The sequence below is a fragment of the Curvibacter sp. PAE-UM genome (genome assembly GCF_001432305.1).
Lineage (GTDB): Bacteria > Pseudomonadota > Gammaproteobacteria > Burkholderiales > Burkholderiaceae_C > Hylemonella.
Map to the genome: position 1 here is coordinate 1425387 of NZ_KQ483358.1, position 26999 is coordinate 1452385.

Here is a 26999-nt window from a genome sequence, read left to right on the forward strand (position 1 = left end):
GTGTGCCACACACGCGTCGCATAATTGACGCATGACCGAACTCATCCTGATCCGTCACGGCGAGACCGACTGGAACCGCGAACTGCGTTTCCAGGGTCAGCTCGATGTGCCGCTCAACGCCACCGGCCTGGAGCAGGCCCAGCGGGTGGCCGCTCGCCTGGCCCAGGAATCCATGCAGCAGTTGGTCAGCAGCGATCTGCAGCGCGCCCTGCAAACCGCCCAGGCCGTGGCCGGGCGTTGTGCGCAGCCGCTGGATCCAGTCCTGGACGCTGCGCTGCGCGAGCAGCATTTCGGAGTGGTGGAGGGCTTGCGTGTGCCTGACATCCAGCAGCAGCACCCGCAGGCCTGGGATCAGTGGGTGCGTTTCGAGGCCGACTTTGCCTTCGAGGGCGGTGAGAGCACGCGTGCCTTCCATGCCCGCGTGCTGGCGGCCCTGCGCGCCCTGGCACGACGCCATCCGGAGCAGACCCTGGCGGTGGTGACGCATGGCGGGGTGCTGGACATGGTCTACCGCAGTGCCCTGGGCCTGGCGCTCTCCGGTCCACGGGTCAGCGACATTCCCAATGCCGGCATCAACCGCGTGCGCCTGCTGGGCGAAGCGGTCGAGATCATCGACTGGGCCGACACGCGGCACCTGGCCGACTTGCCCCCGCAGCCGGTCTACGACCAGCAGCGCCTGGCACGTGAGCGCGCTGAGGCCGCGCGGGTCGTGGCCCCGGAGGCTGATCCGGCCTGATCGCATCGGGGTTATGGGGCTGCTGAGATAATCGGGTCACCATGGCCCTGCTGATCACCGACGAATGCATCAATTGCGATGTCTGCGAGCCCGAGTGTCCGAACCAGGCGATCTATCTCGGGCCGGAGATCTATGAAATCGACCCGACCCGCTGTACCGAGTGTGTGGGCCATTTCGACCAGCCTCAGTGTGTTCAGGTCTGCCCGGTGGCCTGCATCCCGGTGAACCCGGATCACGTGGAAGACAGCGAAACCTTGTGGCAGAAATACCGGCGCCTGCAGGCCGAGCCCACAGCGGCTGTCGCCAGCAAGCCGCCTTCCGCCTGAGCCCCCGGGCTTACTTGGGCGTGGCAGGCACGCGGTAGGCCGGCAGTTTTTCCTTGGTACTGCTCTTCCTGGCGGCTGCCTTCTGTGCTGCCTTGTCGGCATCACGCTGGGCCTTGCCGGCCTTTTCAGCAGCACGTTGTGCGGCCGCCTCTTCCTTCAGTCGGGTCTTCTCCAGCGTGTCGCCGGCACGTTTTTCATGTTTCACGCTGGCTTCGTGCGCTTTGCGTTGCTCGGGTGTTCGGCTATCGGCTGCGTCGATGGTATTGCCGCCGGGGCAGGGCGTCTGGCTGTAGCTGCTGCCACAGCGGTAGACGGTCTGTGCCGACAGTCCGGTGCACAGCGGCATGGCAGCGATCGCGAGTATGAGTGACACGGTCTTCATGCGGGCTCTCCTTCCTTGGGGGGCAGATCGGCTGGGCGCGGCGGCTTGGGCCGGGGCGGCTTGCTGGTGTGGATCAGCATGGTGGCCTTTTCCATCTCGCCGGCCAGAAGATCGGGCAGGGCCTTGACGGAGCGTGCAATGCAGTCCTCGATGGCGATCCGGTGTTCGGGTGAGGGTTTCTTGAGCACCCAGTTCACCACTTCGGCCTTCACGCCCGGATGGCCGACGCCGATGCGCAGGCGCCAGTAGTCGTCGGTGCCCAGCCTGGCATGGATGTCGCGCAGGCCATTGTGGCCGGCGTGGCTGCCGCCGAACTTGAGCTTGACCTGGCCTGGCACGATATCGAGTTCGTCGTGCGCGACGAGGATTTCCTCTGGCTGGATCTTGAAGAAGCGCGCCAGCGCCGCCACCGATTTGCCCGATTCATTCATCCAGGTCTGCGGCTCCAGCAGCCAGATCGTCTGGCCCCGGGCGGTGGTGCGTGCCACGAGGCCGTGGTAGCTCCTGTCCATGACCGGGTTGACCTTGAGCTCACGCGCCACGGCGTCGATCCACCAGAAGCCGGCGTTGTGCCGGGTGGCCTCGTATTCGGGGCCGGGGTTGCCCAGGCCGACAAACAGTTTGATCATGCGCGGATTATCAGTGCATCGTGGGGGGAGCCCGGCGGGTCGGGTCCCAAAAAAAACGGCCCACCGAAGTGGGCCGTTGACGCAAAGCCAGAAGGCTTATTTCTTGGCGGCGGGCGCCTTGGCAGCCGGAGTCTTGGCAGCCGGAGCGGCGGCCTTGCCGGCAGCCGGGGCCGCAGCGGGAGCAGCACCTTCGGCGGCGGGAGCTGCTTCGGCGGTGTCCGCGCCGGCAACCATCACCACGGACACCACGACCGGGTTGGCCTTGCCGTGGGTCACGGCAGTCACGCCCTTGGGCAGCTTGATGTCGGACAGGTGCAGCGAGGCACCCTTCTTCAGGCCGCTCAGGTCCACGGCGATGAACTCGGGCAGATCGGCCGGCAGGCAGAGCACTTCGATTTCGGTCAGCACGTGGTTGGCGATGCAGCCGTCGGCCTTGACCGCGGGCGAATTCTCGTCACCGCTGAAGTGGAAAGGCACCTTCATGTGCAGCTTGGTGTTGGCGTCCACGCGCTGGAAGTCGATGTGCAGCACCAGGGGCTTGAAGGGGTGCATCTGCACGTCGCGCAGCAGCACCTTGTTGCTCTTGCCGTTCACTTCCATCTCGAGGATGGACGAGTGGAAGGCTTCCTTCTTCAGGGCATGCCACAGCGCGTTGTGGTCGAGCTCGACCAGCTGCGGCTCAACCGTGCCACCGTAGACGATACCGGGCGTGCGGCCCGTGTTGCGGAGACGGCGGCTCGCACCCGTGCCCTGCTTGGCGCGCTCAAAAGCGACGAATTTCATAGTTCACTCCAGAAAGAGCCCACCGCGACCAGTGAGACTCCGTTTCAACAAAGGCCTGCGGCGGTATGCGTGCAGGCCGGCTTTTTGCCCGGATCAGAACAGATCGTCCTGGTCCGAGAACAAACTCATGACCGACTCGCCCTTGGCGATGCGGTGGATGGTTTCCGCAATCAGCGGCGCCACGTTCACCTGCCGGATCTTGGCGCAGCCGGTGGCGGCGGGACTCAGCGGGATGGTGTTGGTCACCACCACCTCGTCCAGGGCCGTGCCCTTGGACAGGCGCTCGATCGCCGGACCCGAGAAGATCGGGTGCGTGCAATAGGCGTAGACCTTCTTGGCGCCGCGCTCCTTGAGCACCTCGGCCGCTTTCACCAGCGTGCCGGCGGTGTCGATCATGTCGTCCATGATCACGCAGTTGCGGCCTTCGATCTCGCCGATCACGTGCATCACTTCGCTCACGTTGGCACGCGGGCGGCGCTTGTCGATGATGGCCAGGTCGCAGCCGAGCTGCTTGGCCAGCGCGCGGGCGCGCACCACGCCGCCCACGTCGGGCGAGACCACGATCAGGTCTTCGTACTTCTTCAGGCGCAGGTCACCCAGCAGCACCGGCGAAGCGTAGATGTTGTCCACCGGGATGTCGAAGAACCCCTGGATCTGGTCGGCATGCAGGTCCATGGTCAGCACGCGAGCCACGCCCACGGTCTGCAGCATGTTGGCCACCACCTTGGCCGTGATCGGCACGCGCGTCGAGCGCGGGCGGCGGTCCTGGCGGGCATAGCCGAAATAGGGGATCACGGCGCTGATGCGCTCGGCCGAGGCGCGCTTGAGCGCGTCGACCATGATGAGCAGTTCCATCAGCGAATCGTTGGTCGGCGCGCAGGTCGACTGCACGACGAAGACGTCGCGGGCGCGCACGTTCTGATTGATCTCGACGGTCACCTCGCCGTCGGAAAAACGGCCGACCGTGGCGGCACCCAGCGAGATGCCGAGGTGCTTGGCAATGTCGGCGGCCAATGCCGGATTGGCATTGCCCGTGAAGAGCATGAAATCGGGGGGCGGAGCGACCTGCATGAACGATCCAGCGATGAGTGACTATTGACCCAGAAAAATTTGGCAGGGGAGAAAGGATTCGAACCTTTGCATGCTGGAATCAAAATCCAGTGCCTTAACCAACTTGGCGACTCCCCTACACAGGTCAACAGCTGAGTACAGCTGCCCACCGACTAACTCTTTTCGCTGGCCGCCCAACCGCTAAGCGGGTGCGCCTCCAGGCTGCAACACAACCGGGCCTGCAATGTATCCGGCGCCTTCGGAACACGCAGGTCGGGCGGTGCCCACGCAAACACGGCACTTCCTGAGCCTGTCATTCGTCCCGCAAGACCCAGGGTGGCGAGCCATTCCAGAGCTTGCGTGACACCCGGGCAGAGCCGCTGGGCGACAGGCTGCAGGTCGTTGCGAGCTTCCATCAGAAAAGCTTGCGGGTCTGCAGCAAAGCCTGAAATTGTAGCAGGAATACTGTCGCGCTTCAAAGCCGGGTCTGAAAAAATCGCACGCGTCTCCAGCCCGGCCTGTGGCTTGACCACCAGCACGTGGCGGCGCGGCAGTTCGACCGGGGTGATGGATTCGCCGATGCCCTCGACCCAGGCGTTGTGTCCGCGCAGGAAGAAGGGCACATCCGCGCCCAGCTGCAGACCGATGACGCACAGCTGCTCCAGGCTGAGCCCGAGCTGCCAGAGGCGGTTGAGTGCCAACAGCGTCGAGGCGGCATCCGAGGAGCCGCCGCCCAAACCGGCCTGGGCCGGCAGGCGTTTCTCGACGGCGATGTGCGCGCCGTGGGGCGTGCCGGTGGCGGCCTGCAAGGCCCGTGCGGCCTGCAGGATCAGGTCATCTGCCGGCAGCGGTGCCAACAGGTCCTCACGGCTGAGACGGCCCTGGTCGCGTCGCTCGACATGCAGGGTGTCGGCCCAGTCGATCAGCATGAAGACCGACTGCAGCAGGTGGTAGCCGTCAGTGCGCCGGCCCGTGATGTGCAGGAAAAGGTTGAGCTTGGCCGGGGCCGGGATGTCGTGGAGCGACTGCATGCCCGGGATTATCGACTCAGGGCTCGATGATGAGCCGCAGTTCGGCGGCTGGCGCGGGCTGGCTGCGCCGGGCCACCAGGCGGCCGGCTTGCAGTTGCGTCAGGTCGGCCAACCAGCCATCGGCGGCGGCCGGGCGGCCTTGCAGCCACTCGAACAGGGCCGCGATCGGGATGGCGGTGCCGGTGGCTTCGGTGGCCAGGGCGTCCAGCGAATCGAAGGCGCGGGTCTGGCCATTGTTGCGCAGCAGGGCCTGTTGCGGGCTCCAGCGCAGCTGGGCCAACGTGGTGCCCAGAGGTGTGGACAGCATCAGTTCGCCGGCGCGAGGCTGGCCGCTGAGTTCGAAACTGGCGAAAAAGGACGTCGGCTCCGGGCTGTTGTCCACCTTGAGTGCCAGGCGGCCACGCCAGTAGGCCTGCGCCTGGCCATCGGGGGGCGGGGGGCGTACCTCAGGCTGGGCACAGCCGGACAGCACGGCGGCCAGGGCGCAGAGCAGACCGGCCGCGAGGATGTGCAGCGGGGATTTCACGGCTTGACGCGCAGGCGCTTGAGCGTCTCGACCAGCGTTTCGTTCTCTGCGTTGAGTTGCAGACCCTCGCGCCAGACGCTCAGGGCCTGTTCGCGCTGGCCCATGCTCCAGAGCACCTCGCCCAGGTGGGCGGCGATCTCGGCGTCGGGGCGCGCACGGTAGGCCTTCTGCAGAACGCGCAAGGCCTCGGCCTTGTTGCCTTCGCGAAACTCGACCCAGCCCAGGCTGTCGCTGATGAAGGGATCGTCGGGTGCGAATTCGAGCGCCTTGAGAATGAGCTGGCGCGCCTCGCCCAGGCGTACGCTGCGATCGGCGAAGGAATACCCCAGCGCGTTGTAGGCGTGGTGGTATTGCGGCTTTTCGGCAATGATCCGGCGCAGCAGGCGTTCCATCTCCTCGGGCCGTCCCAGCTTCTCGGCCAGCGTGGCCTGGTCATAGACCAGGTCGTAGTCTTTCGGATCGCGTTGTGTGGCCTCGGCCAGCAGTTCGTAGGCCTGCGCATAGAGCCTGTTGTCGCGCAGCAGCTGGATCTCGCTGGAGAGCTTGACGCGCGCGTCGGCTGGTGAGCGTTCGGGCAGGTTGCGGATCAGTTCGCGCGCTTCGTCGATCTTGCCCTGGCGCGCCAGGATGCCGGCGCGCCGACTCTGGGATCGCACCAGGTCTTCCGGGCTGCTGATCCTGGCCAGCCAGGCCTCGGCTTGTTTGTAGTCCTTGCGCTGTTCGGCGATCTGGGCCAGCGACAGGTAGGCCTGGGCCAGCGCGCGGCTGGGCTCATCCACACCGTTGCCGCGACGCGTCTGCATCAACTCCAGGAACTGCTTGAGCGAGCGCTCGGCGGGGTCGAGCCGGTTGTCCTGCAACTCCAGTGTGCCGCGGATCAGCCACGCTTCAGCGTAGTCTGGCTTTTCAGTGGTGACGATCTGGACCTGGCTGCCTGCTTCGGCATAACGCTGGGCATCCAGCAGCGCGCGCGCATAAGCCAGGCGCACCTCCACGAGGGGCCGGCCCTCCAGGTATTTGCGCACGATGGCTTCGGCCCCGGGTTGCTGGGGCGACATCAGTGCCAGGGCGAGCAGCACGGGCCCTTCGGCGCGCGCATCCTGTGACTGGCCGCGCCGTGCGGCCTCCAGCGCACCCGCGTTGTCTCCGCTCTCCATGCGCATGCGGCCCACGGCACTCCAGGCGGCCGCGCCTGTGCTGCCGTTGCCCAGGTACTCGGCCAGGGCCTGCTCCAGCATCTCGGTGGCGAGCTTCTTGTCGCTGCTGCGTGCGAAGTAACGCGGCAGGGTGAGGATGGTGAGGGCGCGTTCCTTGGCCTCGGCCAGGGCGATTTCGCGCTTGAGCGGCTCCACCGTTTCGTTCAGACGGTTCAGTCCGATCAGGATCTGCAGCACGTAGCGGTTGGCATCGCGCGAGTTGGGCTGGGCCTGCTTCCAGGCGCGTGCGGCCTGCAGCGCGGAATCGCCGGCGCGCGCCTGCAGCGAGATGTCGATGGCGCGCTGGTACAGCCGGGCGTCGTTGGTCTTGCGCGCGGCATCAAGGATCAGGGAGTAGCCGACACCGGCTTCGCCGCGTTGCGTGCTGAACTCGCCCACCAGCAACTGGTAGAAGAGCTCACCATCAAGTGCCGAACTGGCAGGCGGGTTGGTGGGGACCGGGCCCGGCTGTTGCGCATGGACCGCCAGGGCGGCCATCAACAGCAGGGGGAGTAGACGTAGGCGTGGGAACATCGAACCATAATAATCCAAGCCAGCTATTCCCCTGCCTGCCCACTGCCATGCCTGAATTGCCCGAAGTCGAAGCCACGCGCCTGAGTTTTGCCGACCGCATCACCGGGGCCGGCATCGTCGCGGCCTGGTGCGGCAAGCCCCTGCGCTGGCCGCTCGGATTGCCCGTGGCCCGGCTCGCCGGGCGCACCGTACGGGGGGTGCGCCGGCGCGGCAAGTATTTGCTGGTCGATCTGGACACCGGCCTGCTGCTCCTGCACCTGGGCATGTCGGGCAGCCTGAGTTTTGGCGCCGGCCTGCCGCCACGCGGTGCACACGACCACTTCGAGCTCACCACCACCCATGGCACCCTGCGCCTGAACGACCCGCGCCGCTTTGGCGCGGTGGTCTGGGTGCCGGACGAGGACGCGCCCTTGGCGCGCAAGCTGCTGGGAGGATTGGGCGTGGAGCCGCTGTCGGAGGATTTTGATGCGGCGGGTTTCCACGCCGCCCTCAAGACGCGCAAGGCCGCGATCAAGCAGGTGCTGCTGGCCGGTGACGTGGTGGTGGGTGTGGGCAATATCTATGCTTCGGAGGCGCTGTTCCTGGCCGGCATCCGTCCCACCCTGAGTGCGATGCGCCTGAGCCGGCCGCGTGCGGAGCGCCTGCGCGCGGCCATCCGCGACGTGCTGAGCCGTGCTCTGGCGGCGGGGGGCACCACGCTGAGGAACTACTCCAACGCCGTCGGCGAGCGAGGCAACTTCCAGTTTGAAGCCAAGGTCTATGGACGGGACGGCCAGCCCTGCCGGGTTTGCGGCGCGGCGATCAAGGCCATCCGGCAGGGCCAGCGGGCGACGTTTTTCTGCCCCAACTGTCAGAAAACATGAGGCTAATCAATGAGATAGATGCTATATTGACCGTTTTGCAGAATGACCTGAAGTGCGTCTAGGGGGCAGATTTGGCTACATCTTTCAACGATCAGTTTGATCAGCACGGCACGTGGCGGCGTGAGTTCGCCCTGCGCCTGAAGCTGCTGGGCGAATGGATGAAAGACCATGACCTGCTCGACGCCGCCGTCGAGGAGCGTCTGCACCGGCTGGAAATGCAGGTCCGTGCGGACAAGGTCATGGTGGCCTTCGTCGCCGAGTTTTCGCGCGGCAAGTCCGAGCTGATCAACGCCATCTTCTTCGCCGGCTATGGCCGGCGCATCATGCCGGCCAGCGCCGGGCGCACCACCATGTGCCCGACCGAGATGGGCTACGACGCCGAAGTGCCGCCCTGCCTGCGCCTGCTGCCCATCGAGACCCGCCTGCAGCCCCAGTCCCTGATGGAATGGCGCATGGTCCCCGAGAAATGGACCCGCGTCGACCTCGATGTCAACGACCCGCAGCAGCTGGCCATGGCGCTGGAGAAGGTTTCCGAGACCCGCCGCGTGACGCTGGAAGAAGCGCGCGCCCTGGGGTTCTGGAGCAGCCAGTCCCCGAACGACAGCCCGCTCATGGACGCTCAGGGCAAGGTCGAGGTGCCCAAGTGGCGCCACGCCCTCATCAACATCGCCCACCCCCTGCTCAAGCAGGGTCTGGTCATCCTGGACACCCCGGGCCTCAACGCCATCGGTGCCGAACCCGAGTTGACGGTCAGTCTGGTGCCGCAGGCGCATGCCGTGGTCTTCATCCTGGGTGCCGACACCGGTGTCACCAAGTCCGACCTCGAGATCTGGCGTGAACACCTCATCACCGAATCCGCGGCCGGGACCGACACCCGCCTGGTCGTGCTCAACAAGATCGACTCGCTCTGGGACGCGCTGAGTTCGCCGGCCCAGATCCAGATGCAGATCGACCGCCAGCGCGCCACCACGGCCGAAATCCTCGGCCTGTCGCGCGAGCAGGTGCTGCCCGTCTCGGCCCAGAAGGGCCTGGTCGCCAAGGTCACCGACGACGCCAAGCTGTTGCAGGCCAGCTGCCTGCCCGCGCTGGAAGAGGCGCTGGCACAGCGCATCATGGGCCAGCGTCAGCGCATCCTGGGCGCGGCCGTGGCGGTCGGTATCTCCGATCTGCAGCTCGAAGTGGGGCGGGTGCTCAACATCCGCCGTCGCGACCTCAACGAGCAGATGCTGGAGCTCAAGGGCCTGCAGGGCAAGAACGCCGCCGTCATCAAGCACATGCGCCTGCGCATCTCGCAGGAGCAGGCCGAGTTCGACCGCGCCGGCGCCAAGATCCATGCCGTGCGCTCGGTGCATCTCAAGCTGCTGCGCGACGTGTTTGCGCTGCTGAGCACCAAGAGCCTGCGCGCCGAGATGAACCAGCTGATGCAGTCGCTGCTGCAGACCGGCCTCAAGCTCGGCGTCAAGAAATCCTACGGCGACACCTTCGATCGCCTGCGCGAAAACCTGCGCCGTGTGCAGTCGCTGATGGGCGAGATCCAGATCATGCTGGCCACCTCCTTCAAGCAGCTCAATGCCGAGCAGGGCTTCTCGCTGCAGCCGCCGGCCGAGCCCTCGCTGCAAGCCTATATCGACAACCTCGACCAGGTCGAGCGTGGCCATCTGCAGTACCTGGGCCTGGGCAATGCCTTCCGCCTGGCCCAGCCCGAGTTTGCCGACCGTCTGGTGCGCGCCCTGGCCACGCGCCTGCGCAGCGTCTACCAGTCAGCCCTCGGTGACGTGGAGTTGTGGAGCAAGTCGGCCGCGGCCCAGCTCGACGCCCAGCTGCGCGAGCGCCGTCGCAACTTCAGCCGTCGGCTCGAGGCCATCGACCGCATCCAGCAGGCGGCGGGCGGTCTCGACGAGCGCATCGCAGAAATCAACGAGCAGTTCCGCGCGCTGGCCCAGCTCGATTCCAAGCTGCTTGAGCTCACGGCCTACCTGATCCGGGCGCAGGACGTCACCAAGCCCAAGGACACGGTGGCGGCCGAACTGCTGGCTTCGTGAGCCGGCCTCCGCGCCTACCCGCTCCCCCTCCCTCGGGCATGCCAGCCGACTGGGCCAGCCGCGTGCTGCGCTGGCAGGCTGTGCACGGCCGCAAGGACCTGCCCTGGCAGGGCACGCAGGATCCCTACCGGGTCTGGCTCTCCGAGATCATGCTCCAGCAGACCCAGGTGGTCACGGTGCGCGACTACTACGCGCGTTTCCTTCAGCGTTTCCCCGATGTGCGTGCCCTGGCGGGCGCCACCCTCGACGACGTGCTGGCCCTGTGGAGTGGTCTGGGGTATTACAGCCGAGCGCGTAACCTGCATGCCTGTGCTGCTCAGGTGGTGCAGGTCCATGGCGGCGCCTTTCCCCGAACGGCGGCCTTGCTCCAGACCTTGCCAGGCATCGGCCCGTCCACGGCCGCGGCGATCGCTTCCATCTGCTTCGGTGAACGTGTGGCCATCCTGGATGGCAACGTGAAGCGCGTGCTCACGCGCGCCCTGGGCTTTGGTGCCGACCTGGCCGCGGGCGCCAACGAACGCGCCCTCTGGGCCCTGGCCACAGAACTGCTGCCGCAGCGTGACCTGGCGCATGCCATGCCGCGCTACACCCAGGCCGTGATGGACCTGGGCGCTACCGTCTGCCTGGCGCGTAAACCGTTGTGTGCTGCCTGCCCGTTGGCGGAGGTCTGCGTGGCGCGGCGCGAAGGCCGGCCCGAAAGCTACCCGGTCAAGACGCGCAAGCTCAAGCGCAGCGCGCAGTCGCTCTGGCTCCTGTGGGCGCAGACGCGCGATGAGGCGGTCTGGCTGCGCCAGCGGCCCACGCCCGGCGTCTGGGCTGGTCTGTATTGCATGGAACTGTTCGACAGTTTTGCGGACCTGCAGGCGGCGGTGCCACTGGCTTACCGGGACCGGTTACAGGAATTGGACATGTTCACCCATGTGCTCACGCACAAGGACCTGCACCTGCATCCGGTGTGCGTGCAGTTGCCGGCCCGCACGAAGCTGTCGCCAGAGGGCGGTTGGCAGGCGGCGGATGTCTGGCCCAGGCTGGGGCTGCCGGCACCGGTGCGCAAACTGCTACAGGGCTGAGGCCGGGGTTCAGCCGCCGATTTCGCGGTGGCGGCGCAGCGTGGCCCAGCGCGTGGCAAAACGGCGCGCCAGTTCTTCCACCAGATAGACCGAGCGGTGCTGGCCGCCCGTGCAGCCGATGGCCACCGTGACGTAGCTGCGGTGGTTCTGCGACATGGCGTCGAGCCAGTGCGTGAGAAAAGCCTCGATGTGTTCCAGCATGCGGCCGGCCTCGGGCTGGGCGCGCAGGAAAGTCGCCACCGGCTCGTCGCGGCCGGTCAGCGGGCGCAACTCGGGTTCGTAGTGCGGGTTGGGCAACATGCGCACGTCGAACACATAGTCGGCGTCGACCGGGATGCCGCGCTTGTAGGCGAAAGACTCGAACACCAGCGTGAGCTGGCTACCGGGCAGCTGGATCACTTCCTTGATGTAACCCTGCAACTGCGAAGGACGGATCAGGCTGGTGTCGATCACGTGGGCCTGTTCGCGCAGGGCCCCCATCAACTCGCGTTCAAGCTCGATGGCCTCCACCAGCACGCGATTCAGGTCGACGCCTTCGCGCATGGCCTGGGAGAGCGGGTGTTTGCGCCGGGTCTCGGAGTAACGACGCACCAGGGTGTCGGTGGAGGCGTCAAGGAACAGCGGCTTGATCGCGATGCCCTGCTGGCGCAGTGTGGCCAGCAGCGCCGGCACCTGCGGCAGCGAGGTGGCGCTGCGTACATCCATGGCAATGGCGACACGGCTGGCCTGGTGCTGCTGCTCCAGCGTCACGAAAGGCAGCAGCAGCTCGGGCGGCAGGTTGTCCACGCAGTAATAACCGGCATCTTCCAGCGCGTTGAGCGCCACCGACTTGCCCGAGCCGGACATGCCGGTGATGAGGACGATTTCCATGGCCATGGTCTTGCGTCTGTCCGGCTCAGCTGCCGGACTGCAGCATTTCCTTGGCGTGGGCCAGCGTGGTGCTGGACAGGCGCTCGCCGCCCAGCATGCGAGCGATCTCGGCCACGCGGGCCTCGCCCTGCACCGGTGTCACCGTGCTCAGCGTGACCTGGCCCTGGCGCTGCTTGGCCACCACCAGATGGTGGTCGGCGCAGGCCGCCACCTGCGGCAGGTGCGTGACGGCCATGACTTGGCGGTCTCGGCCCAGCTGTTTCATCAGCCGGCCCACGGTCTCGGCCACGGCGCCGCCCACGCCGGCATCCACCTCGTCGAAAATCAGGGTCTGGGCCGTGCCCAGCTGGCTGGTGGTGACGGCAATAGCCAGGGCGATGCGCGAGAGCTCTCCCCCCGAAGCCACCTTGCCCACCGGGCGCGGCGTGCTGCCGGCGTGCCCGGCCACCAGGAAGTTCACCTCTTCCAGGCCGCTTTGCATGGGGTGTTCGGCCTTCTGCAGCGTCACCTCGAAGCGCCCGCCCTGCATGCCCAGGCCTTGCATGGCCTGGGTGATGGCCTGAGCCAGCTTGGGTGCGGCCACGGCGCGGGCCTTGGAGACAGCCTGCGCCTGCTTCATATAGGCGGCCTGGGCCTGCTGCTCGGCGCTTTCCAGTGCGGCCAGATCGGCGGCGGCGTCGAGCTTGGCGAGTTCTTCCTTCCAGCCGGCGAGGGTGGCGGCCAGTTCCTCCGGGGGGCGCTTGTAACGACGCGCCAGCGACATCCAGGAGGTCATCCGGGTGTCCAGCTCGGCCAGGCGCTCCGGGTCCAGGTCGGTGCGGCGCAGGTAGGCGCGCAGGGTGTGCACGCTGTCTTCCACCTGCGCCAGGCTGGAGTTCAATACCTCCGCCAACGACTTGAATTCAGGCTCCAGGTGCTCCTGATTTTGTAGCGTCTGGCGGGCGCTGCCCAAGGTGTGTGCGGCACCGCCGTCCTCGCCCTCGAGCGCGTCCAGCGCGCCCTGGGCGGCGTCGAGCAGGGCCTGGGCATGGGCCAGGCGGCTGTGATCGGTGTTGAGCGTCTCCCATTCGCCGGCCTGGGGTGCGAGCTTCTCGATCTCGCCGATCTGCCAGCCCAGGCGCTCACGTTCGCGCTGCAGGCTGTCCTGGGCCTTGCGGGCTTCGTCCAGCGTGGTCTGGGCCTCGCGCCATAGCCCCCAGCTGTGGCTCAGGGCGCTGGTATCGAGCTGGGCATAGGCATCGAGCAGGCCGCGCACGGCTTCGGCGCGTGTCAGGCTCTGCCAGGCATGCTGGCCGTGGATGTCGAAAAGGCGCTCGCCCAGTTCACGCAACTGGGTCGCGGTGGCCGGGCTGCCGTTGATCCAGGCGCGGCTTTTGCCTTGCGTATCCACGGTGCGGCGCAGCAGCAGGGTGAAGCCGGGGTCGAACCCCGGGTCGAAGCCGGCTTCCTGCAACCAGCCCAGCAGGGCGGTGCATTCGCCGAACTCGGCGCTCACGTCGGTGCGGCTGGCGCCTTCGCGGATCAGGCCGGTATCGGAGCGGGCCCCGGTGACGAGCTGCAGGGCGTCGATCAGGATGGACTTGCCGGCACCGGTCTCGCCGGTCAGCACGCTGAAACCGCTTTCGAGATCGAGCTCGAGTTCGCTGATGATGACGAAATCCCGCAGGACGATGCGCTTGAGGCTCATGAGCTCGTGATCCCTTCGTTCCAGTGCAGCTTCTGCCGCAGGGTGTCGAAATAGCTCCAGCCGCGCGGGTGCAGGAATCGCACGCTGTGCTCCGACCGCCGCACGATGATGCGGTCGCCGTGGTGCAGCGCGGACAGCGACTGCATGTCGAAGTTGGCGATGGCTTCGCGGTCCGATGCGATCTCGATGGCCACCTCGGACTGGCTGGACAGCACGATGGGGCGGTTGGACAGGGTATGCGGCGCGATCGGCGCCAGCACCCAGCCGGCGATGGCCGGGTGCAGGATGGGGCCGCCGGCCGACAGCGAGTAGGCCGTGGAGCCCGTCGGGGTGGCGATGATCAGGCCGTCGGCGCGCTGGTTGGCCACGAAGTGGCCGTCCACCTCGACGCGCAGTTCCACCATGCCCGCGGAGTTGCCGCGGTGCACCACTACGTCGTTCATGGCCAGGGTGTCGAACACGCAGTTGCCCTGACGCAGCACGCGGGCGTGCATGAGCTGGCGCTTTTCCTCTTCGTATTCGCCGTGCAGCATGGGTGGCAGCACGGTCTCGAAGCTGCCGAAGGGGATATCCGTCATGAAACCCAGGCGGCCGTGGTTGATGCCGATCAGCGGCACGCCGGAACTGGCCAGCTTGCGGCCGATGCCCAGCATGGTGCCATCGCCGCCCACCACCAGGCCCAGGTCGCATTGCTGGCCTATGGCGGCCAGATCCAGCACCGGGTAGCCGTCCAGGCCGGCATTGGTCGCAGTCTGCTCCTCCACCACCACGGCACAACCCTGCGATTGCAGGAAGGCGGCGATGTCGGCCAGCGCCGGGCGCGCGCGGCTGCCCTGGCTGCCGCCGGCGACGGTCTGGTACTTGCCGATCAGGGCCACCTGGCGGAATCTGGAGTTCATTCGCAAATTACATCATTAAAATGATCCTATGCTCGATGACCGCGCCAAGTTGTTGTTGAAAACGCTGGTGGAACGCTACATTGCCGAAGGGCAACCCGTTGGCTCGCGTACGCTCTCGCGTGCTTCCGGCCTGGAGCTGTCACCGGCCACCATCCGCAACGTGATGTCCGACCTGGAGGAGCTGGGCCTGATTGCCAGCCCGCACACCTCGGCCGGGCGCGTGCCCACGGCGCGCGGTTATCGCCTGTTCGTCGATACCATGCTCACCGCCCAGCGCGAGCAGATCACCGCGCCCAGCCTGGCGCCGGACCAGCCGCAGAAGGTCATCTCCAGCGCCGCCAACCTGCTGTCTTCGCTGTCGCAGTTCGTCGGGGTGGTCATGTCGCCGCGCCGCTCCTCGGTGTTTCGCCACATCGAATTCCTGCGCCTGGGCGAGCGTCGCATCCTGGTCATCCTGGTCTCGCCCGAGGGCGACGTGCAGAACCGCGTCATCTTTACCGAGACCGACTATTCGCCGTCGCAGCTGGTCGAGGCCTCCAACTACCTCAACGCCCACTACATGGGCCTGACGCTGGAGCAGGTGCGTGAACGCCTGCAGGGCGAGGTGGACACGCTGCGCGGGGAGATCGCCAAGCTGATGCAGGCCGCGGTGACGGTGGGCACCGAGGCCATGACGCAACCGCAGGATGAGGTGGTGATCTCCGGCGAGCGCAACCTGCTGGCTGTTTCCGATTTTTCCAGTGACATGAGCCACCTGCGTCGGGCCTTCGACCTGTTCGAGCAGAAGGCCCAACTCATGCGCCTGATGGATATTGCCGGCCAGGCCGAGGGCGTGCGCATCTTCATCGGTGGCGAAAGCCAGGTGGTGCCCTTCGAGGAACTCTCCGTGGTCAGTGCCCCCTACGAGGTGGATGGCCAGGTGGTGGGCACGCTGGGCGTGATCGGCCCCACGCGCATGCCCTACGAGCGCATGATCCAGATCGTGGACATCACGTCCAAGCTGCTGGGCAACGCCCTGAGTCACCAGAAGTAGGCCCGTACAATCGTCCCTTCGGTCGGGGCGTTAGCTCAGCTGGTTAGAGCAGGGGACTCATAATCCCTTGGTCGGGGGTTCAAGTCCCTCACGCCCTACCATTTCATCCAGGTGCCAGGAGTGCCTGGGAAAAGTCATGCTATAATTTCGGTCTTCGCGGCTGTAGCTCAGTTGGATAGAGTACTTGGCTACGAACCAAGGGGTCGTGGGTTCAATTCCTGCCAGCCGCACCAAACTGGATAAGGGTCAGCACGTTAGCGCGTGCTGACCCTTTACCTTTTCTGCGTGAGCCATTGCGTGAGTTCGCATCTGGCTCACCCATTCACCACCCGCAGCAACGTGGTCCTGTCCACTGTGTGCTGCACGCTGTTCGCTGCCTCTACCAGGCGCGCGACCGTCGCCGTCGCATAGTGCTGCGGCATGCCCTCGATGGCATGGCCTAGCAGCAGCGCCCGGTCTTCCTCACTGACACCAGCATCGCGAAGCCGCTGGCCAAAGGTGTGCCGAAGATCGTGTACCCGCACCTTCGACAGACCGACCAGCTCGCGTGCACGCTGCCAGGCGGTGTTGTTCATCGTCTCGATCCGCCTGTATTCCATGGCCGGCGCCAGGTCCAGGTTCTTGGTCCGCTCACGGCGGTACACGAACACGAACTGGCGATGCTGGCCACGACAGGCTTCCACGATGCTCCAGGCCACATCGTTCAGAACCAGCACATGGTTGCGCTTGCCCTTGAACTCCGCCGCAGGGATGACGAACACACTCCTCTCCAGCTCGGGGACGGGCACTTCCCATTCCCATCGCAGGCCGCACACGTTGTCATCGCGCGCACCAGTGTTCAGCGCGAAGAGGGCGGGCCGCTGCAGATGGTGGGGAAGCGCTGTTACCAGGCGCGACTGCTCTGCCCATGAAACAGGGTAAGGCGGCCGGCGCTGCTCAGCTTCGTCCAGCATCTCGATCAGCGGCGCGCTGGCCAGCCAGGGCTTGCCATCGTCGCGCCATACACGGGCGGCTCGATTCAGCACGGTACGAGCGACCTCCAGGCTCCGATTGATGGTGGCGTTCTTGGCGCCATCCTCCAGCCGTTCATCCTTGAAGGCCTCCAGCGACTCGCTGCACACGTCGCCGATGGGCGAGGTCCCGATGTAGGGCAGCAGCAGCTTGACGTGGTACGCGATCTGTTCCAGCGTGCGCACCTGGCGCTGCTGGCATTCGATCAGGTACTTTGCCGCGCCATCTGCGAACAAGCGCTCAGCGCCTCTTCGAAGTTGCTGCTCGAGCTCCGCATCGATGCTCGCCTGTCGGGTTCGAAGCCACGCCTCAGCTTCGTCCTGAGGGACTTGGCCGAGGCGGGCGAAGACTCGCTGGCCGCGATACTGCTTATCGACAATCCGCTCGACACCTTCGAGGCGGATGCCTTTTGTCCGGGTTCGCATAGTTCCATTCCTTTCGCTTTGCGGCCCGGACGCCCACGAGCGGCAATATACGCGTCTGCCCAGGCATCCAGCTCCAGCCGGTCAAAGCCCACCCCTCGGGTGCCGATGGGGACCTCGACCAAGTGCGGCCGCACCTCTGCATCGAACCGGTTCCGATCCATGGCCAGGTAAGCCGGCGCATCGCGGTGCCGGATCAGACGAGGCAGGATCTGAGCTGGCATGCCTAGGCTCAGCAGCTGACCAGGGCGGCGCGCGCGCGGCTGCGATTTTTCATGCCGAACTTGCGGATCACCGGGTCGCCGGCCATGCGCCGCTCGAGCGCTCTCACATGCCGCTTGAGGCGGGCGATCTGTGTTTCGAAGGGAATGCCGCGCAGCAGGCGGAAGTCGCCTACGCGCGCTTTTTGACGCGGTTTGAACTTGAGCATGGTTTTCTCCGTAGTGACGTGATGACGATGGGCACCTCGTGCTTAGCAGGCAGAGGCGGGACTGGGTAACCTGGTGTGGCCATGACGGCCGACGCTCCCGGCACCGGGTCGTTCGCCGAGCCGAAGTCGGCTATCCGCCCAACGGTCGCCAGCTGCGCGCGCAGTGCCTCGACCTCTGAGCGCAGGCGGATCGCTTCGGTGCCGGCCGCCACGGCATCGTTGTGCGCCTTGGCATCGATCTCGGAGCTTCCCCACCTGGTCAGCCAGAACAGGGCAAGCTGCACCGGTAAGGGCGCCTGGTCTTCCTGCATCCAGCGGCGGGCCGTTGTCGCGGTCACGCCGAAGGCGCCGCCCAGGGCCTCGGGAGACGGTGAGCCAATGTCGGCCAGCATCACGGAGAGTGCAGGGGTGGCCTTCGGGAGGCGCCGCAGCATGGTTGCGCTGACATTCAGGCGTGCGCGTCGTTTGGCGATACGCTGCTCGAGCTCCTGCAGAACCATCTCCGAAGACCTGCGCGGCGGCTGCAGCTTCTTGCTGTCGAGTCGCTTGGGCTCGGCCCGGCCGAAATCACCGAGGCCGAGGTGGTTGCTGGCGAGGTCAACAGCCGTTGTGTTGGCCAGCTCGATCATGCGCCCGCTGTCCTTGGCCGACGCCACCAGGTCATCGAACGTGCCGTCGATCTTGGCCTGGATGATCTTGTTCAGAACACCATAGGTCTGCGCGTAGTGGAAGGCGCGTTTGCTCGCAGGGTCCAGGCCCACCACGGCGAGCATCCAGGCGTACACATCCTGCCGGGTCACCTGCACTTCGCCGAACAGGTCCAGGCCCAACCTCACGGCCTGTGCTTTCGTCACACGGCGCTTCATGCCTCGACCTCCTCGGGTTTGAAGAAGTAGCGGTTGCCGTGCTCCGGCACGATGAGACGATCCACCAGGATGTTCCCTCGCCTTCGTACACCTCCACCGCAGGCGGCGATCCAGTCGTCGATCAGCTGCTGCGCGTTGTCGAGGTGGCCATGCTCGGCGACGAACGCGAGGAAGCGCCCGTACATGCCCCAGGTCACCAGCTGGGTCAGCTGGTCCTGGCCGATTTCGCCGACTTGATGCTCATCCTGCAGGCCCAGCTCTTGTTCGGCTGCGGCGTCTTCGTCGCTCAGTTCGTCTATGCCGAAATGGTCTTTGAGGCCAGGCGACCAGGTCAGCATCCGCTTTCCATCGAACGCCTTGACGAACTCCCGGAAGGCGCAGGTGGCGTGCCCATCACCATCAATCGAGAGGTGCAGCAGCTGGAACGGGGTGTAGTGGTCCTTCGTGCCCCAGGTGTCGCGGCGGCCGGTCTTCGCGTGGCTGCTGGTCAGCTCGCTGGACAGGCCCCAGCGTTCTTCGTGGCCCCACTTCGCGATGTATTCGGCGGCGCCTTTGCCGCCGCGCACGTCGAGTGCGTAGTCGAACGCCCATTGCCGGTTGCTGCCGTCCACCAGGCCGGCTTTCTCCAGGTGGCGTACCCATTCGCCGCGGAAGTAGTCGATGGCGGCGCTTGAGAGCCGTCCGTACTCATCGGCCTCGCCTTCTTCGAAAGCACCGGCCTTGCAGAACACCAGCATGTGCAGGTGGGGGTGCCAGCCGTTCGCCCCGCCATAGGTCACCTCTGCTGAGGTGACGCTACCGACGCGGCCGGCGGCCCCTGCCTCGATCTCCTTTGCGGGGTTGGCGACCTGCATCAGCTTCTTCCAGCCCTTGGACCCTTGGAAACGGTTGCGTGCCTGGTCGAACTTCGGCAGCAGATCCTCCAGGGTCTGGCCCATGTAGTGCGGGAAGGTGAAGGTCAGCAGGTAGGCGTGGCCACCGGCCTTCACGTGCTCCTGCATCGCATGGGTCAGCTCCCGGCGGCGGACCTCGGCAACCTTGGCCGCGCAGACAGGGCACGCCCACACGCTGCCGCAGGTCTTCACCTGGCCCAGCCGGGCCTTGCCACCATCCAGGCGGCGGAACACTGGGACCGGGCCCTCGGTCAGCACATGCCGGCCACACCAGACGGTCCGGTGCTGCTGGTTGTGCTGCTTGCCTTTGACGTGCAGGACGGTCTGCGCCTGGCGCCGTAGGCCATCGCGGCGCACCATGGCCGCGCGGCTCGCCTCCACCCCGGGTATATCGATTTCGCGTGTATACCGAGACATAGTCAGGGGCCTCCAACGGCAGGTCCGGGCCGGCCTCGGTGGATCATCGCCAGGCGCGGTGCTGCTGCAGCGTCAGATGCGCCGGAGGTGCGTAAGAACAGGGGAGAGGGGACGTGCTGCGCGCGTGCTGTCACGCGTTCGAATGCCGGTTCTGACGGCGTTTGAACCATAGCCAGCACGGCCGGCAGCAGGTCCGCGATGGGCCTGAGACCGGAGACGTGGACCACGGGACGTGTGACGCCCCGGAAACCCGCGTCAGAACTGGGTTTCGACGGTTTGCGGCGCATGCCGGATTACCGTTTGATGGAGCGATTCGGGTCGGTCGGATCGCGCCTGGACGCGATCACCAGGACGACCAGAAGGCCGATAACGGTGGCGACCAGGGCACCTCCCGCACCGCGGGAGGAGACCATGGAGACGGGGACGGAAAAGCCGTTCATGCGCCTTCTCCATCGGCCATGGCGGGCGCCTTGGCTGGCAGCAGCTCGGGCACCGGGCCAGCGAGCGGCGATTCGCCCAGGGACCGGGAAAACCATTCGCCGATCGTCTTGGGCTCCTGGTCCTCGGGGATGGGCTTCACGAAGATGCGCGCATGCCCTTGCAGGTAGAGGATGGCCAGGTAGTTCAGCGCCAAGAGGGCGAAGACCTGCCGGATCGCGTCATCGGTGGCCTGCGAGAACTCACCTCCGAACATTCCACCGGGCTCGAAGTCCGTGCTCAGCAGTTCGACGACCTTGGCGCGGTTGGCGTCCATCAGCGCGGTGAGCTGGTCCACCGTGGCTTTGGGGATACCTTCGGCCAGCATGATGGCCGGCCTGTTGATGCGCTGGATGATCAACCCGACGCCCTGGGCGAGCCTTTGTTCCTCAGCCCCCTCGCCATCCTGGTTCTCGGGGAAGTCGATGCCCGCCGCCTCGCACTGCTCCTCGAGGTAGTTGCGCAGCTGCGTCTGCTGCTGTGCGGAGAGGTTGCGCGACCCCTGGCGGAATTCGCTGATGTAGGCCTTCGAAAGGCTGGCCCCGTCAGCGACCGCTGCGACGGTCAGATTCAGCTCTTTGCAGAGATCCCGGAGCTGTTCGGGAGTTACGCCGCGTTTCTGTCCAGTTGCCACTTTGATTCTCCTTTGATGAAATCATGCGATGCACAATGCATCGATAAATTGCATGAAACGGAGAATAGCGGAAAAAATCTTAAATTGCAAGATGAAATGAAAAACTTCATCAAACGGCGTGATTGGGCGAGGATGCTGCCTTCGATGGGCTTACTGTTTCACGGAGCTAGGGGGCGGGCAGGGGCAATCCGCATGAGCGCTCACGCTTTGGGCACCCAAAGGAGCGAGTCAGGAATTAGGACTGTTTGCGGCGGCTCGAAGCAGCCGCGTCTTTGGACGGTTCAACCTTGGCCGCCGGCGGAGGTACATCATCCAAAACCTCCACTGGGAATTTGCCACCGAAGGTTTGAGGGCCCCTCTCGAACTCAGTCCGAAGGTCGTTCGCGAGCTGGAGCAGTGTCTTGCTCGCCTCATAGTCGAGACGTTCCACCTGGGCCTGGGTCGGACGCAAGAACTCGATGACGAGTTCATAGATGGAAAGCTGTACGTTAGTGGGGAGTTGAGTGAATAGATGCAACCAGCGAGCGAAATACAACGGGTGACTGTGGTTGCTGTTTAAGATTTGCCACTGGTCAATTTCGAACGGAGTCGCACTGCCGTACAGCAATTCTGACGGCGTGACTCGGAGTGTGTCGCACAAGATGCGCAATTCGCGTGTGCTCGGCCGGTTCTTGCCCCGCTCGTACATTGAAATAACTGCACGGGAAATGCCTGCGCCTGTGGTGTCGTGCAGCTTGGTCGCCTGGCTAAGTTGCTCCTGGCTCCATCCCATTCTTTCCCGCAGCTTGGCGAGCCGTGTGCCAAGCTCCAACTCTGGCTCATCAGACGGCTTTGAGCGCGGATTCTCCATGTGCTTGACGTCGAGCATCAGCGCATTGAGTCCGTGGTTTTCTTTCGCTTTACGAGTGGCCATCCCGCAATGATACGTTGCTAGTCCCTCGGAATTGCGTGGTGCCAGTCGCAATGAGCCAACTCATCTTGTAAGGCGCGGGGAGGGGCAGGCTCCGCTGCAGTGTTTCCGCGAATGAGGGGCGAGCTAGGCCAGATGGGAAATCGGTACACATGGTCCGATCCGTTGGCGGGGTGGGCGTAGTTCGTCGGGTACCCCTCCGAACGCCTGGCATCAGGGGACGAGCCCCTGATCTAGACGCGTGTAACCCATTGGGTTACAATGCGCACATGATCAAGTCGTTCTCGCACAAGGGACTGGAGCTGTTTTTCAGGACAGGCAAGAAGACCGGCATCCAGGCCGCCCACGCCAGACGCTTGCAAATCATGCTGACCATGCTCAATGCTGCCAAAACCCCGCAGGACATGGGTGCCCCCGGATTTGGCTTGCATGCCCTCAAGGGCGATCTCAAAGGGCATTGGGCGGTCACTGTGAATGGGAACTGGAGGATGACTTACCGGTTCGAAGATGGCGATGCAATCCTGGTCGACTATCAGGATTACCACTAGGAGAAGACCATGACCAATATGTTCAACCCGGCCCACCCCGGCGAAGTGCTGAAGGAGGCTTACCTTGACCCTCTGCACATGAGCGTCACGGAGTTCGCGCGTCGTATCGATATCTCGCGCAAGACTGCCAGCGAGTTCGTGAACAAGCGCGGAGGCGTGAGTGTGGAGATGGCGCACCGCCTGGCCAAGGCGACTAATACGACCGCTGAGTTCTGGCTCACGATGCAGGTCCAGTACTCGCTGTGGGAGGCGAAGAAGGCCAAGATGGCCGAGCACATTCATGTGCAGCGGCTCGATATGGCGCTTGCGTGACTTCTGCGTGAGTCGTCGGGGCGCCCCCGGGCGCTTCAATGCTTGCGTGACAGTGTGGGCGTCCGTAAGCCGTTGATATACTTCAAAACAAGGTTGCGGCTGCAGGCTACGAACCAAGGGGTCGTGGGTTCAATTCCTGCCAGCCGCACCAAAACGGAAAAGCCTGCAACTGCAAAGTTGCAGGCTTTTTTCTTTAGCCAGACAATTTCCGGTCCACAGGACGATGCCATGAGCAAAGCCTTTACCCGCGAATCCGACAGCGACGAGGACGACGAGGCGCAATTGCCCGCCCTACCGGCCGGCGGCAAGAACTACATCACGCCCGCCGGTTATGCACGCCTGCGCGCCGAGTGGATGGAACTGATCGACAGCGAACGGCCCAAGGTGGTGGAGATCGTGCATTGGGCGGCCAGCAACGGCGACCGTTCGGAAAATGGCGATTACCTCTACGGCAAGAAGCGCCTGCGCGAGATCGACCGGCGCATCCGTTTCCTGACCAAGCGGCTGGAGATCGCCGAGGTCACCGATCCCAGCGTGCACCATGGCAGCGACCAGGTCTTTTTCGGCGCCACCGTCACCTATGCCGATGGGGCCGGCCTGGAGCGCACCATCACCATCCTGGGCATCGACGAGGCCGACAGCCTGCAAGGCCAGGTCAGCTGGGTGGCGCCGGTGGCGCGCACCCTGCTGAAGTCGCGCGTGGGCGATGTCCTCAAGCTGGTGACGCCGGTCGGGGTGGAAGAGATCGAGGTGCTGGCAGTGCAGTACCCGGCGCCGGTCGCGGCGGGCTGATCAGGCGCCTGCCGCTGTGCTGCGTCGGGCCTGCAGCACCGAGGAGGTACGCTGCAGGTTGCGCAAGGCGGTTGCCAGGTGCTGGCGGTCGCGCACGGCGATGACAAAACGCAGGTCGGTGGTTTCCTGGGCCGCTTCCTGGCCCATGTCGATGTGGATGATGTCCGCTTCCGAGGCCGCCAGGGCCGACGCCACACGGGCCAGCACGCCCTTGCCGTTGTTGACCGTCACCACGATGCCGGTTTCGAAGGCGCGCGCCGGCTCATCCGACCACTCCACGCCGATGAAACGTTCACTGTCCTTGTTGTGCAGCTTGCGCGCCACGGCGCAGTCTTCGGCGTGCACCACCAGGCCCTCGCCACGGCCAAGGTAGCCGACGATGACATCGCCCGGGATGGGGCGGCAGCAACTGGCGTACTGGACCGATGCGTTCTCGCTGCCGTCCACGATCACCGTGCTGTGACCCGATGATTCGGCATTGAAGCGTTCGCGGGTCATCAGTACGGCATTGGGCTTCTCGCCGCTTTCACTCAGCAGGGTGGCCATGCGCTTGGCGACGATGCCGGCAATGCGCTTGCCCAGGCCGATGTCGACCAGCAGTTCGGAGCGGTTGCGGTTGCCCGTGAAGCGCAGCAGCTTGTCCCAGATGCCGGCGCTCGTACTGTCGTCGGTGGGGAAGCGTTCGATGCCCTCGGCGCGCAGCGCCTGCAGCAACAATTTTTCGCCCAGCCCTTCGGACTCGGTCTGCGCCAGGGTCTTGAGGTGGTGGCGGATCTTGGAGCGGGCGCGACCGGTGCGCACGAAACTCAGCCAGGCCGGGTTGGGCGCCGACACCGACGCGGTGACCACCTCGACCACGTCACCGTTCTTGAGCTCGGTGCGCAGCGGCACCTGCTCACCGTTGACCCGTGCGGCCATCGTGCGGTCGCCGATGTCGCTGTGGATGGCGTAGGCGAAGTCGACCACGGTGGCGCCGCGCGGCAGGGCCATGATCCGGCTCTTGGGCGTGAAGACGTACACGGCATCGGGGAACAGGTCCACCTTGACGTGGTCCCAGAATTCGGCGGCGTCGCGGGTTTCGTTCTGGATGTCCAGCAGGGACTGCAACCACTGCGCACCCAGGCGTGCGGTCATGGGGCTGTCGGGTTCGTTGGCCTTGTAGAGCCAGTGTGCAGCCACGCCCGATTCGGCCACCACGTGCATGGCCTCGGTGCGGATCTGGAACTCGATGTTCACCCCCGAAGGGCCGACCAGGGTGGTGTGCAGCGACTGGTAGCCGTTGAGCTTGGGGATCGCGATGTGGTCCTTGAACTTCCCCGGCACCGGTTTATAGAGTTGGTGCAGGGTGCCTATGGCGGTGTAGCAGTCGGACTGGTTGGGCACGAGCAGGCGGAAACCGTACATGTCGGTGATCTGCGCGAAGCTCAGGTGCTTTTCGTCCATCTTGCGGTAGATGGAATACAGCGTTTTCTCGCGCCCGCCGATGCGCACCGACATGTTGGCACTTTCGAAGGCGGTTTCGACCTCCTTGCGCACTTTCTGGATCAGGTCGCGGCGGCGGTTGCGGGCCCGCTCCAGCGCCTTCTCCAGCACGGCGTGGCGCCAGGGGTGCAGGTGGCGGAAGGACAGGTCCTGCAGTTCGCGGTAGGTCTGGTTCAGGCCCAGGCGGTAGGCGATGGGGGCGTAGATCTCCTGGGTCTCCGAGGCGATGCGCGCCCACTTGGCGCGCGGCACGTCCGCCAGGGTGCGCATGTTGTGGCTGCGGTCGGCCAGCTTGATGAGGATGACACGCACGTCGCGCGCCATCGCCAGCAGCATCTTGCGGAAGGATTCGGCCTGGCTTTCCTCGCGCGTGTTGAACTGCAGCTTGTCCAGCTTGGTCAGGCCGTCCACCAGTTCGGCCACCGGCGAACCGAAGCGCTCGATCAGTTCGGCCTTGCTGACGCCGCAGTCTTCCAGGGCGTCATGCAGCAGGGCGGCCATCAGGGCCTGGGCGTCGAGTTTCCACTCGGCGCACTGGGCGGCCACGGCGATCGGGTGGGTGATATACGGTTCGCCGCTGTTGCGCAGCTGGCCCAGGTGGGCCTCGTCGGCAAAACGGTAGGCTTGGCGGACCTGCTCCAGGTCCGGGGGCGAAAGGTAGTCCAGGCGGGCCGTGAGGCTGGCGAAGCTTGCCGCCGCCGCATTGGCCGCAGCCGGGCCGGCCGGGCCAGGAGGACTCGGGCTGTTGGGGCTGGCGGCTGGGGCCTGGAGGATGGCGCTCACCCCTCGAATATATAGCGACGCGTACTATCCAGGGGCCGGGCAATAAAAAAGCACCGCTGACGGTGCTTTTTTCGGGGGAGGCGGCAAAGGCCTCAGATCGGGACCTTCTTGAGCATTTCCAGGCCGATCTTGCCTTCGGCGATTTCGCGCAGGGCGGTCACGCCCGGCTTGTTCTTGCTCTCGATCTTGGGCGCGTGGCCCTGGCTGAGCATGCGGGCGCGGTAAGTCGCGGCCAGCACGAGCTGGAAGCGGTTGGGGATCTGCTGCAGGCAGTCTTCGACGGTGATACGGGCCATGTGTTTACTCCAGTGGACCGGGAGAATCCGGCATCAGGGCAGGCGCAGTGCCTGGAAGGTGTCGGGCCGGGCCCGGCGCTGGGCCGGATACCGGAGCCGCTGGGCATGGACCACCAATTGGAGGTCGGCCAGCGCGCGCTCGAACAAGTCGTTGATTATAACGAAATCGAAGTTCGGGGCCTGGGCCATCTCGGTGGTGGCATTCTCCAGCCGCAGGGCGATCACCTGGGCGGCGTCCTCGCCGCGCTTGACCAGCCGGGCGCGCAGTTCTTCCCAGCTCGGTGGCAGGATGAAGATGGTGACGGCGTCCGGAAACAGCTTCTTGATCTGCATGGCGCCCTGGTAGTCGATTTCCAGCACGATGTCGGCGCCGGCCCGGATCTGGTCCTCGATGGCCTGGCGCGAGGTGCCGTAGCGGTGGCTGTGCACATGGGCCCATTCGACGAAGGCGTCGGCCTGGACCATGGCATCGAAGGCGGCCGGGGAGACGAAGTAGTACTCGCGCCCGTTCTGCTCCTGCCCGCGCGGCGAGCGCGTGGTGTGCGAGACCGACAGCTGCAGCCGGGTGTCCTGCGCCAGCAGGGCCTTGACCAGGGTGGACTTGCCGGCCCCGCTGGGGGCGGCGATGACGTAGAGGTTGCCGGGGTGTTCCATGGGGGCATCTTAATGCGGCAGGTTTCGCCGCCGGGCCGCCCCAAGGCGAAACGCGCCCCCTCGGGGGGCAGCGACCCGCGTAGCGGCGGAGCGTGGGGGCCTCATTTCATTCTAGGTTCTGGACCTGCTCGCGCATCTGCTCGATCAGCACCTTCATGTCCACCGAAATGCGGGTCAGGTCCAGCGCGGCCGACTTGGAGCCCAGGGTGTTGGCCTCGCGGTGCAGTTCCTGGATCAGGAAGTCCAGGCGTTTGCCGACTTCGCCCCCCTTTTTTATCAGGCGCTCGATTTCGTCCAGGTGCGAGGCCAGGCGCGTGAGCTCCTCGGCCACGTCGATGCGGATGGCGTAGGCGGTGGCTTCGGTCAGTGCCCGCTCCTGGGCGGCTTGCGGCGGGGGGGGGCCCTCGGGCAGGGG

At 65.5% G+C, this 26999-nt stretch carries 30 protein-coding genes and 3 tRNA genes; 11 read left to right on the forward strand and 22 right to left on the reverse strand.

The window, feature by feature from the left end; translation table 11 throughout:
- The first annotated feature begins 31 nt into the window (after positions 1–31).
- Both AO057_RS06975 and AO057_RS06980 read left to right on the forward strand, forming a co-directional pair.
- Positions 32–736, forward strand: a complete 705-nt coding sequence (locus AO057_RS06975; protein ID WP_057674951.1) for a histidine phosphatase family protein — start codon at positions 32–34, stop codon at positions 734–736.
- A 41-nt stretch (positions 737–777) separates the two neighbouring features.
- The gene (locus AO057_RS06980) at positions 778–1062 is read left to right on the forward strand and encodes a YfhL family 4Fe-4S dicluster ferredoxin (protein WP_057674952.1); all 285 of its coding nucleotides are present in this window, start codon (positions 778–780) and stop codon (positions 1060–1062) included.
- A gap of 10 nt (positions 1063–1072) precedes the next feature.
- Here the strand turns inward: AO057_RS06980 and AO057_RS06985 are convergent, their stop codons facing one another.
- From AO057_RS06985 to AO057_RS07020, 8 genes are all read right to left on the reverse strand, one after another.
- Complete coding sequence (locus tag AO057_RS06985; RefSeq protein WP_057674953.1) at positions 1073–1444, reverse strand: hypothetical protein; 372 nt, start codon at positions 1442–1444, stop codon at positions 1073–1075.
- The gene (gene pth / locus AO057_RS06990; protein WP_057674954.1) at positions 1441–2073 is read right to left on the reverse strand and encodes an aminoacyl-tRNA hydrolase; all 633 of its coding nucleotides are present in this window, start codon (positions 2071–2073) and stop codon (positions 1441–1443) included. The genes AO057_RS06985 and pth overlap by 4 nt, the downstream gene beginning before the upstream one ends.
- 96 nt (positions 2074–2169) lie before the next feature.
- Entirely contained in the window at positions 2170–2856 is a 687-nt protein-coding gene (locus AO057_RS06995; protein WP_057674955.1) for a 50S ribosomal protein L25/general stress protein Ctc, read from the reverse strand.
- A gap of 93 nt (positions 2857–2949) precedes the next feature.
- On the reverse strand, positions 2950–3927 hold the full coding sequence (locus tag AO057_RS07000) for a ribose-phosphate pyrophosphokinase (RefSeq protein ID WP_057674956.1): 978 nt from the start codon (positions 3925–3927) through the stop codon (positions 2950–2952).
- A 40-nt stretch (positions 3928–3967) separates the two neighbouring features.
- Positions 3968–4044: transfer RNA gene (locus AO057_RS07005), tRNA-Gln, on the reverse strand.
- A gap of 35 nt (positions 4045–4079) precedes the next feature.
- A complete protein-coding gene (ispE, locus tag AO057_RS07010) occupies positions 4080–4937 on the reverse strand; it encodes a 4-(cytidine 5'-diphospho)-2-C-methyl-D-erythritol kinase (RefSeq protein WP_057674957.1) in 858 nt (285 codons plus the stop codon).
- A 16-nt stretch (positions 4938–4953) separates the two neighbouring features.
- Positions 4954–5463, reverse strand: a complete 510-nt coding sequence (locus AO057_RS07015; RefSeq protein WP_057674958.1) for an outer membrane lipoprotein LolB — start codon at positions 5461–5463, stop codon at positions 4954–4956.
- Complete coding sequence (locus AO057_RS07020) at positions 5460–7193, reverse strand: tetratricopeptide repeat protein (RefSeq protein ID WP_156404487.1); 1734 nt, start codon at positions 7191–7193, stop codon at positions 5460–5462. Before AO057_RS07020 ends, AO057_RS07015 begins: the two co-directional genes overlap by 4 nt.
- A gap of 47 nt (positions 7194–7240) precedes the next feature.
- Here AO057_RS07020 and mutM point away from each other — a divergent pair, with 47 nt between their 5' ends.
- The 3 genes from mutM to mutY all read left to right on the forward strand — a co-directional run bounded on the left by mutM (position 7241) and on the right by mutY (position 11168).
- Positions 7241–8056, forward strand: coding sequence for a bifunctional DNA-formamidopyrimidine glycosylase/DNA-(apurinic or apyrimidinic site) lyase (mutM, locus tag AO057_RS07025; RefSeq protein ID WP_057674960.1), 816 nt, complete (start codon positions 7241–7243; stop codon positions 8054–8056).
- Between the two features lie 71 nt (positions 8057–8127).
- Positions 8128–10098 (forward strand): dynamin family protein, encoded by a 1971-nt coding sequence (locus AO057_RS07030; RefSeq protein ID WP_057674961.1) that lies wholly within the window; start codon positions 8128–8130, stop codon positions 10096–10098.
- A gap of 38 nt (positions 10099–10136) precedes the next feature.
- Complete coding sequence (gene mutY / locus AO057_RS07035; protein WP_057674962.1) at positions 10137–11168, forward strand: A/G-specific adenine glycosylase; 1032 nt, start codon at positions 10137–10139, stop codon at positions 11166–11168.
- Between the two features lie 9 nt (positions 11169–11177).
- Here mutY and rapZ read toward each other — a convergent pair whose 3' ends face one another.
- The 3 genes from rapZ to AO057_RS07050 are packed head-to-tail and all read right to left on the reverse strand — an operon-like array spanning position 11178 to position 14624.
- Positions 11178–12044 carry an RNase adapter RapZ gene (gene rapZ, locus AO057_RS07040; protein ID WP_057674963.1) on the reverse strand — a complete coding sequence of 289 codons (867 nt, stop codon included), beginning with the start codon at positions 12042–12044 and terminating at the stop codon, positions 11178–11180.
- A gap of 19 nt (positions 12045–12063) precedes the next feature.
- Entirely contained in the window at positions 12064–13725 is a 1662-nt protein-coding gene (gene recN, locus AO057_RS07045) for a DNA repair protein RecN (RefSeq protein WP_057674964.1), read from the reverse strand.
- The gene (locus tag AO057_RS07050; protein WP_057674965.1) at positions 13722–14624 is read right to left on the reverse strand and encodes an NAD kinase; all 903 of its coding nucleotides are present in this window, start codon (positions 14622–14624) and stop codon (positions 13722–13724) included. Before AO057_RS07050 ends, recN begins: the two co-directional genes overlap by 4 nt.
- Before the next feature lie 28 nt (positions 14625–14652).
- Here AO057_RS07050 and hrcA point away from each other — a divergent pair, with 28 nt between their 5' ends.
- From hrcA to AO057_RS07065, 3 genes are all read left to right on the forward strand, one after another.
- On the forward strand, positions 14653–15657 hold the full coding sequence (hrcA, locus tag AO057_RS07055) for a heat-inducible transcriptional repressor HrcA (RefSeq protein ID WP_057674966.1): 1005 nt from the start codon (positions 14653–14655) through the stop codon (positions 15655–15657).
- Positions 15658–15681: 24 nt separating this feature from the next.
- Positions 15682–15758, forward strand: a tRNA-Ile gene (locus AO057_RS07060).
- Between the two features lie 55 nt (positions 15759–15813).
- Positions 15814–15890, forward strand: a tRNA-Arg gene (locus AO057_RS07065).
- 81 nt (positions 15891–15971) lie between these two features.
- Here the strand turns inward: AO057_RS07065 and AO057_RS07070 are convergent.
- From AO057_RS07070 to AO057_RS07100, 7 genes are all read right to left on the reverse strand, one after another.
- A complete protein-coding gene (locus AO057_RS07070) occupies positions 15972–17093 on the reverse strand; it encodes a tyrosine-type recombinase/integrase (RefSeq protein ID WP_082605444.1) in 1122 nt (373 codons plus the stop codon).
- 229 nt (positions 17094–17322) lie between these two features.
- Entirely contained in the window at positions 17323–17520 is a 198-nt protein-coding gene (locus AO057_RS07080; protein ID WP_057674969.1) for a hypothetical protein, read from the reverse strand.
- Positions 17484–18386, reverse strand: a complete 903-nt coding sequence (locus tag AO057_RS07085) for a hypothetical protein (RefSeq protein WP_057674970.1) — start codon at positions 18384–18386, stop codon at positions 17484–17486. The genes AO057_RS07080 and AO057_RS07085 overlap by 37 nt, the downstream gene beginning before the upstream one ends.
- Positions 18383–19639: a protein rep gene (locus AO057_RS07090; protein WP_057674971.1), complete on the reverse strand. Its 1257-nt coding sequence runs from the start codon at positions 19637–19639 to the stop codon at positions 18383–18385. Before AO057_RS07090 ends, AO057_RS07085 begins: the two co-directional genes overlap by 4 nt.
- A gap of 350 nt (positions 19640–19989) precedes the next feature.
- The gene (locus AO057_RS17730) at positions 19990–20136 is read right to left on the reverse strand and encodes a hypothetical protein (RefSeq protein WP_156404488.1); all 147 of its coding nucleotides are present in this window, start codon (positions 20134–20136) and stop codon (positions 19990–19992) included.
- Positions 20133–20807 (reverse strand): helix-turn-helix domain-containing protein, encoded by a 675-nt coding sequence (locus AO057_RS07095; RefSeq protein WP_057674972.1) that lies wholly within the window; start codon positions 20805–20807, stop codon positions 20133–20135. Before AO057_RS07095 ends, AO057_RS17730 begins: the two co-directional genes overlap by 4 nt.
- Before the next feature lie 235 nt (positions 20808–21042).
- Positions 21043–21720: a helix-turn-helix domain-containing protein gene (locus AO057_RS07100; protein WP_082605445.1), complete on the reverse strand. Its 678-nt coding sequence runs from the start codon at positions 21718–21720 to the stop codon at positions 21043–21045.
- A gap of 266 nt (positions 21721–21986) precedes the next feature.
- Between AO057_RS07100 and AO057_RS07105 the strand changes: the two genes are divergently transcribed.
- From AO057_RS07105 to greB, 3 genes are all read left to right on the forward strand, one after another.
- Positions 21987–22265 carry a type II toxin-antitoxin system RelE/ParE family toxin gene (locus tag AO057_RS07105; protein WP_057674974.1) on the forward strand — a complete coding sequence of 93 codons (279 nt, stop codon included), beginning with the start codon at positions 21987–21989 and terminating at the stop codon, positions 22263–22265.
- Between the two features lie 9 nt (positions 22266–22274).
- A complete protein-coding gene (locus AO057_RS07110; protein ID WP_156404489.1) occupies positions 22275–22577 on the forward strand; it encodes a HigA family addiction module antitoxin in 303 nt (100 codons plus the stop codon).
- Between the two features lie 228 nt (positions 22578–22805).
- Positions 22806–23369, forward strand: a complete 564-nt coding sequence (gene greB / locus AO057_RS07115) for a transcription elongation factor GreB (RefSeq protein ID WP_057674975.1) — start codon at positions 22806–22808, stop codon at positions 23367–23369.
- Here greB and AO057_RS07120 read toward each other — a convergent pair whose 3' ends face one another.
- The 4 genes from AO057_RS07120 to AO057_RS18210 all read right to left on the reverse strand — a co-directional run.
- Complete coding sequence (locus AO057_RS07120; RefSeq protein WP_240480821.1) at positions 23370–25625, reverse strand: RelA/SpoT family protein; 2256 nt, start codon at positions 25623–25625, stop codon at positions 23370–23372. It abuts the gene before it with no gap.
- Positions 25626–25726: 101 nt separating this feature from the next.
- A complete protein-coding gene (rpoZ, locus tag AO057_RS07125) occupies positions 25727–25930 on the reverse strand; it encodes a DNA-directed RNA polymerase subunit omega (protein ID WP_057674977.1) in 204 nt (67 codons plus the stop codon).
- A gap of 33 nt (positions 25931–25963) precedes the next feature.
- Positions 25964–26584 (reverse strand): guanylate kinase, encoded by a 621-nt coding sequence (gene gmk / locus AO057_RS07130; RefSeq protein ID WP_057674978.1) that lies wholly within the window; start codon positions 26582–26584, stop codon positions 25964–25966.
- Positions 26585–26690: 106 nt separating this feature from the next.
- Positions 26691–26999: DUF1732 domain-containing protein (locus tag AO057_RS18210; RefSeq protein WP_240480746.1), on the reverse strand; the 309-nt coding region annotated here is incomplete at its 5' end.